Genomic DNA, 2,471 nt, shown 5'->3' on the forward strand with positions numbered 1-2,471 from the left:
AGCGACACGCGACGGCCCCATCCCCAACCATCAGGGACAAAAGGGGCGAACCGACCAACCGGTCAGCAGCTCACAACCCCTGACGAATCGAGGTTGAAGCGAATTGCGCCCACCAAACCCTGATCATGAGCAGATCAAGTCACCCTCGCCACCCAAAGAAAACTCCTTTGCCGGGCTTCGAGGTTAAACGGCACGCTAGTTGAGTATCGATTACTTCAACGCGGATCAATGCACGCCCCGTACTGGAGGTAGAGGGGAAGACACTGGAAGCATGGCGATCTTCCTTGTTATCAACATCCACAGGAGAAATACAATCATGTCGATGAAGCGTCGCTTGATGGCCGTTACGGCCATCAGCACAGTAGTGGCTGGCACAGCGGTTGTAGGTACCGCTCAGGCGGCTACTACGCAACCTGTTTCTTCGGTCGCCATTGCAGATCATCAAACGATCTTCCAGTCTACTGCTTATTTGCGGGATGACGACAGCGTGTTCGGTCCCAGCTATTCCTACGCTTCAGGGCCGGTCAATATTCAGACCTTCACCAGGAATTTTCCTACAGGTGAAAGAGTCTCCGTATGCGCAGGAAACGAAGTGCACGCCTCCATGAGGATGACCACAAAGCGGATCAGTGACTCCACGGTGCAGGTTTCCCTTACCCCAAAACTCTACGAGGGCTCCACCTGCTTTAGCGACGACCTCGATGGCTATCTGTCAAGTCCGCTGACCTTTACGATGCGCGTTGGCGAGACAGTTAAAGGCTCCCTTACCCTCAACAACATTGAAGAGAATTCGGGCGATCGAGTGATTTTCAACTACACCGTACAGGATTTTCGCGAATTGTGACAATGGTATTTGAATAGTTTCAAATGATGGCGTTGTGTCGCCGTGATGAAATAGGCGATATCGATATTGGACGCAGTCCGAGATGAACTGGTCGGTTGAGCGTGTTTCTGTGATCTGTGGTTTTTCTCTCCGTCAGACTTCGACGGTTCCGCATGCCGGCTAGAATTTTTAGCGAATTATTGTCGTCATTGAGCTCCTTTCATCCTGAATAGCTGCAGGTCAGCAGGGTGTGGATCGCTTGGACGGTCCCTTCAGTTGGAGATCGGCGGCGTCGCTGTAGTTCCTCGATCACCGTGTGTGGGTAACTTCCGTTCGTGAAGGCGGAGTTATTGGACATCATGCCGGAGGTCACGGACCGGGAGCGGGCCGAGGAGTTCTCCGATCAGTTGGAGAACCTGCTGGTGGAGGTCGGTGGGATCTTTCCGCGGGCTGATCTGCGGTTGCGGGCCGCGCGGTGCATCCGGGGCCTGCTTTCCCCGGTGTCCCGTAAGAATGGCTGGCAGTTGGCCGAGTACGGCGGCGACGCCGAGCCGTGGGGGCAGCAGCATCTGCTGGACCGTTCGGTCTGGGACGTCGATGAGCTTCGGGATTTCACCCGACGTTACGTCATCGATGGCCTGGACGATGGCGGGAGGGGTGCCGGGCCCGGTGGAGCGGGAGTGCTGGTGGTCGACGAGACCGGCTTCGCCAAGAAGGGCCGGACCTCGGTCGGGGTGGCCAGGCAGTACTCCGGCGCGCTGGGTGGGGTCTTCCCGTGCCAGATCGGGGTGATGGCCGCCTGGGCCACCGGATGTGGGCAGGCGCTGGTCAACCGGGAGATCTACCTGCACAAAGAGTGGGCAGATGACCGGGCCCGCTGCCGGACCGCGTATGTTCCCGACGGCGTCGGTTTCGCCACCAAGCCCCGCCTGGCCGAGCGGATGATCGCGCGAATCGTTCCTGACCTTCCCGAGGGCCGGGTGTGGGTGGCCGCTGATGAGGTCTACGGACGTGACGGCGCCTTCCGAGCCTTTCTGGAGGAGAACCATCTGCCCTATGCGGTGAATGTGCAGGCCAACCACACGGTGCTGCCCCGTCCCGGGTCTTACGGGCGATTTCGCAACCGCAGGTACCGAACGCCCCATATTTTGGCGGCTCAACCACCGTACGAAGAAAAACCAAGCAACTACTGGCCCAGGGTCATGGCATAGTCGCGAGATGGGTGAATTGTCTGGTGTGCTCGCAGGCCGGTGAGCATCCTGCGAGCTGGAACTTCACCGGAAGCAACGACCTTTGACCCACTCCACAAAGTGGACAAGACGCGACCTTGCCGGGGCCCTGGTCCCAGTATGGGTCGGATTGTCGTCGTCAGGGCCGGTGGAGTCAAGGTGCCTTCATGCCTTTCATGTCTTCGTCATACGGATGAGTAGATATTGCTCAATGTGATACCCGCCCGTCACGGCACGCTCTTTAAGGGTACTGAGACCGCATTCGGTGCACGCGTTAGCATGCTAGAAACCCTCTCTCACCCCGGTAAACCCCTCGCGAATCGAGGTGAGGCATGCTGATGCGACGCACGCCGTTACTGGACCATGATGTTGCGAGGCGCGTTCATGACCATAAGATCACACAGTTCGGAAGATTCCGC

2 protein-coding genes are annotated in these 2,471 nt (G+C 58.0%); both read left to right on the top strand.

Annotated elements, in window-relative coordinates:
• The first annotated feature begins 271 nt into the window (after positions 1-271).
• Entirely contained in the window at positions 272-844 is a 573-nt protein-coding gene (locus ABZT03_RS43770) for a hypothetical protein (protein WP_356049838.1), read from the top strand.
• A 314-nt stretch (positions 845-1,158) separates the two neighbouring features.
• Entirely contained in the window at positions 1,159-2,034 is an 876-nt protein-coding gene (locus ABZT03_RS43775) for an IS701 family transposase (protein ID WP_356049840.1), read from the top strand.
• Positions 2,035-2,471: the final 437 nt, after the last annotated feature.

Source organism: Streptomyces sp. NPDC005574, from assembly GCF_040605435.1.
In the GTDB taxonomy this organism is placed as follows: Bacteria; Actinomycetota; Actinomycetes; order Streptomycetales; family Streptomycetaceae; genus Streptomyces.